Annotated in this window: 5 protein-coding genes and 1 pseudogene; 3 read left to right on the top strand and 3 right to left on the bottom strand. The window is 62.7% G+C overall.

The genetic code is table 11. The features are described 5' to 3' along the window. The 3 genes and pseudogenes from VBE63_RS24895 to VBE63_RS24885 form a co-directional block, all read right to left on the bottom strand. Window positions 1-207 (bottom strand): annotated as a pseudogene (locus VBE63_RS24895) (hypothetical protein); the annotation flags it as partial. Beyond that, window positions 204-749 (bottom strand): cytochrome c3 family protein, encoded by a 546-nt coding sequence (locus VBE63_RS24890; protein ID WP_323685701.1) that lies wholly within the window; start codon window positions 747-749, stop codon window positions 204-206. The pseudogene VBE63_RS24895 and the gene VBE63_RS24890, both read right to left, overlap by 4 nt. A gap of 224 nt (window positions 750-973) precedes the next feature. Next, window positions 974-1,333 carry a hypothetical protein gene (locus VBE63_RS24885; protein WP_323685700.1) on the bottom strand — a complete coding sequence of 120 codons (360 nt, stop codon included), beginning with the start codon at window positions 1,331-1,333 and terminating at the stop codon, window positions 974-976. A gap of 556 nt (window positions 1,334-1,889) precedes the next feature. Here VBE63_RS24885 and VBE63_RS24880 point away from each other — a divergent pair. The 3 genes from VBE63_RS24880 (at window position 1,890) to VBE63_RS24870 (ending at window position 4,483) form a co-directional block, all read left to right on the top strand. Further along, entirely contained in the window at window positions 1,890-2,165 is a 276-nt protein-coding gene (locus tag VBE63_RS24880; protein ID WP_323685699.1) for an EF-hand domain-containing protein, read from the top strand. Window positions 2,166-2,495: 330 nt separating this feature from the next. Next, entirely contained in the window at window positions 2,496-2,633 is a 138-nt protein-coding gene (locus tag VBE63_RS24875) for a DUF3096 domain-containing protein (protein ID WP_323685698.1), read from the top strand. Window positions 2,634-2,659: 26 nt separating this feature from the next. Next, the gene (locus VBE63_RS24870) at window positions 2,660-4,483 is read left to right on the top strand and encodes a glycoside hydrolase family 15 protein (protein ID WP_323685697.1); all 1,824 of its coding nucleotides are present in this window, start codon (window positions 2,660-2,662) and stop codon (window positions 4,481-4,483) included. Window positions 4,484-4,664 lie beyond the last annotated feature (181 nt).

Genomic DNA, 4,664 nt, shown 5'->3' with positions numbered 1-4,664 from the left:
ATTGTCCCGCTTGTGGCACTCGACGCAGCTCTTCCCGAGCTTGGTGACGCCGCGGTCGATGACGATCGACTGCACTTGGCTGAGGTCGCCGAGCGTCTCCATTGCCTTGTCCTGGGCGTTGTCTTGTCCAGCGGGCGCATCCTTCTGCGCAGCGACAGGCCCGGCGAGGAACACCAAGCTCATCGCAAGCGTCGTCCATCTGTTCATGGGGAGTCTCCTCTGTTGGGGGATGGTGGCAGTGCCCTAGCAAGATCCCGGTGCCCAACGTGAGCATGGCAGCTCACACACTGCTTCTCGATCTCACCTAGGAAATACGGACGATGGGCGACGAAGGCAGGATTATTGCCGCGCGCGTCCTCGAGATCGCGGTGGCACATCAGGCAGCCGGAGTCGAAGACATACTGTTCTCGGTCCGCGAGGCCGGCCTGCCAGTCGATGGCTTCAAGGTCGTAGGTGAGCTGCGCCCACAGATCGTGAAGACCGAACCGAGCCTTGGTCCAGAGATAGCTTGCAACGTTATCGTGGCGCAGGTGACAGTCGGTGCATTGCGCAGCGAGACCGCGGGGGTTGTTACCCCCGTGAATATCTTTTCGAAAGCTGCGGGCGAATGGCTCCATGGTGTGGCAGGTCGTGCAGAAGTCTGGGCCCGAACTCGCCTCTAGCGCTGCCTCGGTGATCATCCAAGAGGCCGTCACGCCCAAAGGCAGGACGACGAAGACTAGAGCGATGACGAGCAGCGCTTTCTTCATTAGAGTGACTCAGCCAGGCGTTTTGCGCGCATCTCGGATGTATCGTCTTTAAGCGTGCCGCGGAGTCGACCGATCCCGTCCTCGACCTCCACGTCCCAGGCCAGACGTCGCTCGATGCGCTGGACCAAGATCAATACCGGCGAGCACAACGCCTAGGATCAACGAGGCGGACCCTAGCAGCTGCCCGCGCAGCCCTTCCCGCCGCCTTTTGAGTTGCGCCACCATCATCGCTGAACGTCGGGATTCTGATCGCCGAAGTCGCCGTGGACATCGGCTTCGGCGCTATAGGGTGCCGGCTGATTCTCGACATCCGGCGTTAGCGGCTCGTTGCCCTCAACGACCTCCTCGGGATAGACCGCCGAGCCGGCGGGGTCCGCGGCCAAATCTCGATCCTCGACGTCTTGCTCGCCCTTCTTTTGCAGGCGGTTGCCACGGTCGTCGATCAGATCAGGGTTTCCCTCAGCGAACCCCTGGTACTTCTCGGTGGCCTGCTCACCGATCGGCTCGTCGGCGAAGACGCTGCCGGCGGCCAGCATGATCGAGGTGGCGACAGAGAGCGAAAAAAACGGTGTTAAACGTTTCATTAGAAACTTCCTGGTATCAGAGCATTTGCAAATCGAACAGCTCGCAGCGGCACAGCACCGTACGAACTGATCAATCGACTACGCAAACAATGCGCCAGGATTGATGAATGCCGGCTAGACCTTGGTTGCAAGGAGGGGCTTGCAAGGAGACGCCTGCAAGGAACACGCTGGACACTGACGAGGTTGGCAACCACAGCCGGCTCAAATCACCCAGCATGTTGGCAAATGCACCGATCCCGCGCGTCTGAGAAGAGGCTGACTGCCGATTTTCAGCCGCCCGCGCGAGGCGTCTAGACCAAACGGATGACGCATACCTCGGACTGCGCATACTGACATCCGCACAGCGACAACTGGTATGCAACGTGCCTGCGCAGATCTATAGGGACCGCTCGTCACCCCAGTCATCAGCCACCAGCACGGAGCGAAACCAGCACGGAGCGCAGCTCGGGGAAAGACTCCGGCCAAAACAGGAGCGAGCGGCGAAGACAACCATCAACGAGGCTGCAACATGTATCGACGCGCGCTGATCACTGCCATCTCAATAACAACGCTTTCAATGACAACCGCTCTCGCCAGTGCGGGCACCACCGCACCCGATGACTGCCAATTCAAGCGCGGCGAAGTGCCTGGAATGTCCGCGACCATGGCCTGCTATGAGGCGCTAGATCGCAATGGCGATGCTGCCCTTGCGCCCGACGAGGCCGCCGCTCTGCCCCGTCTTCAAGACCGCTTCAGCGCCCTCGACCGTGACGACAATGGCTTGCTGAGCCCCGATGAATTCCAGGCTGAGATGACGACCCCAGCGCAGCGTGCCGGCGGTCAGGGCGTCTAAGCCCCAGATGGGCGAGCGGCCCACTGCTGGCCGCAATGGGTCTCACCCTCGGGCACGGCGATGCAGGACTTTTCGCACTGCTGCCACTCTGGGCAGCCATGGCAGCGAGCGGAGCCTACCGGCTTGTTGCAGGACGCAGGCCCTCACTCTCGCAATGACAGGCCATGGGCCTTAGCTTTAGCCTTAGCCTTAGCAATCTCCCGGGACCTGACAAGCGGCTTCGCAACCTGGATTGCCACTTGCAAGCAACAAGATTCGTAGCTCGACTTCTCGCTCGAGCTCGACCGCGTCTCGTATGCGGTTTCACCGAACGCAGATGGAGTCAACGCCATGATTCAGCTTTCGTTGCAGCCAATCCTCGCCCTGATCGCTGGAATCCTGATCCTCGTTCAGCCCAGATTGCTGAACTACATCGTCGCGATCTATCTGATCGTCATCGGGATTCTCGGATTGGTCGGAGGCGTTTGATCTCTACGCCGACCGAGACTGAAGGGATGAGCAACCGCCCGATTGCAGACTACGCCTTGATCTCCGACCGCCATGGCGCCGCACTGGTCGGCCGCAATGGCAGCATCGACTGGCTCTGCCTGCCGCGCTTTGACGCGCCGGCGCAGCTGAGCGGACTGCTCGGCGCCGACTGTGGTCATTTCCGCGTCGCGCCGTCGAGTCTCGAGACGGTCGAGATCGAGCGCCGCTACGTCCCTGAGTCGCTCGTGTTGGAGACCCTCTTCCATTGCAGCGAGGGCCGAGTGATGCTGCGCGACGCCCTGGCGACCGGAGAGGGCGATCAGGCCAATCACCTTGGCCGCGGCGCGCCCCATCGGGTTCTGCGCGAGCTGCACTGCCTCGATGGTCAAGTCCCAATCGAGATCGACTATGCGCCACGGCCCGAATACGGGCTGATCCGGCCGTTACTCGAGCCGGTCGAAGGCGGCATCGCCACTCGCGGCGGGGCCTCGATCCTGCGGCTCAGCTCAGATGTCCCGCTGGCGGTGGAGGACTGCAGCGCTCGCGCCCGATTCAGGCTCAACCAAGGCGAGCGCATCGGCCTCGCGCTCCAGCACGCTAGCACCGCGACCGGCCTACCCGAGCGCATCCTGCCCGATGCGATCCACGCCGGGCTCACCAAGACGATTGAGGATTGGCGCGCCTGGTCGCGCGCCCATCAAGCCTACGAAGGCCCTTGGACCGAGCTGGTCCGCCATAGTGGACGCGTGCTGCATGGACTGATCTATGAGCCGACCGGCGCCATCATCGCCGCGCCGACCACCTCGCTAGCCACCTGCATCGGCGGCAGCCGTAACTGGGATTACCGCTACAGCTGGGTCCGCGACGCGAGCCTGACGCTGGATGCGCTCTGGGTCGCCGCCTGCCCGACCGAGGCCCATCGCTTCTTCGACTTCCTCGGCGCCACCGCGCTGATCCAGGTCCGCGAGCACGGCAATCTGCAGGTGCTGTTCGGGATCGAGGGCGAGCATGATCTCAATGAGCGCGAGCTGCCGCATCTTCCCGGTTGGCGCAACAGCGCACCGGTGCGCGTCGGCAACGCCGCCTGGAGCCAACGCCAGCTCGACGTCTACGGCGAGGTGATGACCGCCGCCTATCGCGTCCGCGAACAGCTGCAAGCGCTCGGCAATACCGGCCGCCGCTTCCTGGTCGAGATTGCCGACGCCGCCGCTGCGCGTTGGCAGGAGAAGGACCACGGCATCTGGGAGATGCGCACGCCACCGCGGCATTATCTGCACTCGAAATTGATGTGCTGGGCGGCACTCGATCGTGCGATCGCCATGGCCGACGACCTCGGCGCCGAGCACCGGATCGATGCGTGGCGGACAGCCTGCGCGCAGATCCGCAGTGCCATCTTAGAGCGGGGCTGGAGCGCCCATGCTGGCGCATACACCCAGACCTTCGGCGCCAATCATCTTGATGCGGCCGTATTGATGATGCCGATCGTCGGCTTTCTACCCGCTGATGATCCAGGCGTGCTCGCGACCCTCGACGCCATCGAGGACCAGTTGACCGACGCCAACGGGCTGGTTTACCGCTACCAGGTGGCCGATGGGCTCGATGGTGGCGAAGGGCCGTTCTTGGTCTGCACCTTTTGGCTCGCCCAAGCCCGCGCCATGGCAGGCCAGGTGGAACAAGCGCGCGTCATCTTCGAGCGCGCTGCTGGCTGCGTCAACGACGTCGGGTTACTCTCGGAACAGGTCGCACCGAACGGCACCGAGCTGTTGGGCAACTTCCCGCAGGCCTTCAGCCATATCGGACTGGTCAATGCAGCCCATGCGATCCAGCAGGCCGAGCGTCGTCGAGAGTGATCGCTGACCAGCCCTTCTGACACCGTGGTTGGCACAGGCACTGCTCGCTCACTTGGACCGATCACTATTCACAGTGAGTCGAAGACGAAGCAGAGAGCCAAGAGCCAAGAGTGCCGCTGTCCCGCAGAGTTTTGCCCCCGCCAGTCTTTTCTCTGAGAGTTCTGCCGATGCCTGATCCCTA

This window comes from Lamprobacter sp. (assembly GCF_034860625.1).
In the GTDB taxonomy this organism is placed as follows: Bacteria; Pseudomonadota; Gammaproteobacteria; order Chromatiales; family Chromatiaceae; genus Lamprobacter.
This window is presented reverse-complemented; position numbering and strand designations above follow the sequence as displayed.

Excerpts from the sequence above, each read along its gene's own strand:
- VBE63_RS24890 (WP_323685701.1), bottom strand. The coding sequence starts at position 749 with ATGAAGAAAGCGCTGCTCGTCATCGCTCTAGTCTTCGTCGTCCTGCCT.
- VBE63_RS24885 (WP_323685700.1), bottom strand. The coding sequence starts at position 1,333 with ATGAAACGTTTAACACCGTTTTTTTCGCTCTCTGTCGCCACCTCGATC.
- VBE63_RS24880 (WP_323685699.1), top strand. The coding sequence starts at position 1,890 with ATGACAACCGCTCTCGCCAGTGCGGGCACCACCGCACCCGATGACTGC.
- VBE63_RS24875 (WP_323685698.1), top strand. The coding sequence starts at position 2,496 with ATGATTCAGCTTTCGTTGCAGCCAATCCTCGCCCTGATCGCTGGAATC.
- VBE63_RS24870 (WP_323685697.1), top strand. The coding sequence starts at position 2,660 with ATGAGCAACCGCCCGATTGCAGACTACGCCTTGATCTCCGACCGCCAT.